A 566-nucleotide genomic window follows, 5' to 3' on the forward strand; every position below is an offset into this window, starting at 1 on the left:
CGTTCGGCACCAAGACCGGCAGCATCGAGATGGACGGCCAGCGGGTGAATGTGCCCGTCTCCACGGACCAGATGAAGAAGATCGCGCAGCTTTCCGGTGGGCAGTCCTACACCGCCACCAATCTCGAGCAGCTCAACAAGGACTACGACGCCATCGAGAACGAGATCGGGTATCGCACGGTGCCCGGACCGGGCAGTGCGGGCTGGCTGCGCCTCGGGGTCGTCGTCGCGCTGGTGGCGACGGCTCTGGCGCTGCTGATCAACCGAAGACTTCCCACCTGATCGCTCAGGCGGGCAGCCGGCGATTCAGGAACAGGCCCGCCAATACCGCGCCGGCCATCACGAACGCACCGAGCAGCATCCACGCCAGGCTCGCGTCACCCTTCACGGTTTCGTAGCCGATCTGGTGCTGCAGCGTCGTATAGACGTTCTTGAGCGATTCCAGGCTGTCGGCATGGAACGCCTGGCCGTCGGTGATCTCGCAGATTTTCTGCAGCGTCCGATCGTCGACCGGGACGGGAATGCTGGCGCCCTCGAACTCGACGGTGCCGTACGGCGTGCCGGGCG

Annotated in this window: 2 pseudogenes; one reads left to right on the top strand and one right to left on the bottom strand. The window is 65.2% G+C overall.

From position 1 onward, the window contains the following. Nucleotides 1-281 (top strand): annotated as a pseudogene (locus A5745_RS15845) (hypothetical protein); the annotation flags it as partial. Nucleotides 282-285: 4 nt separating this feature from the next. Here the strand turns inward: A5745_RS15845 and A5745_RS15850 are convergent. Then, nucleotides 286-566, bottom strand: a pseudogene (locus A5745_RS15850) (hypothetical protein); the annotation flags it as partial.

The sequence above is a fragment of the Mycobacterium sp. IS-2888 genome (assembly GCF_001954215.1).
GTDB lineage: Bacteria > Actinomycetota > Actinomycetes > Mycobacteriales > Mycobacteriaceae > Mycobacterium.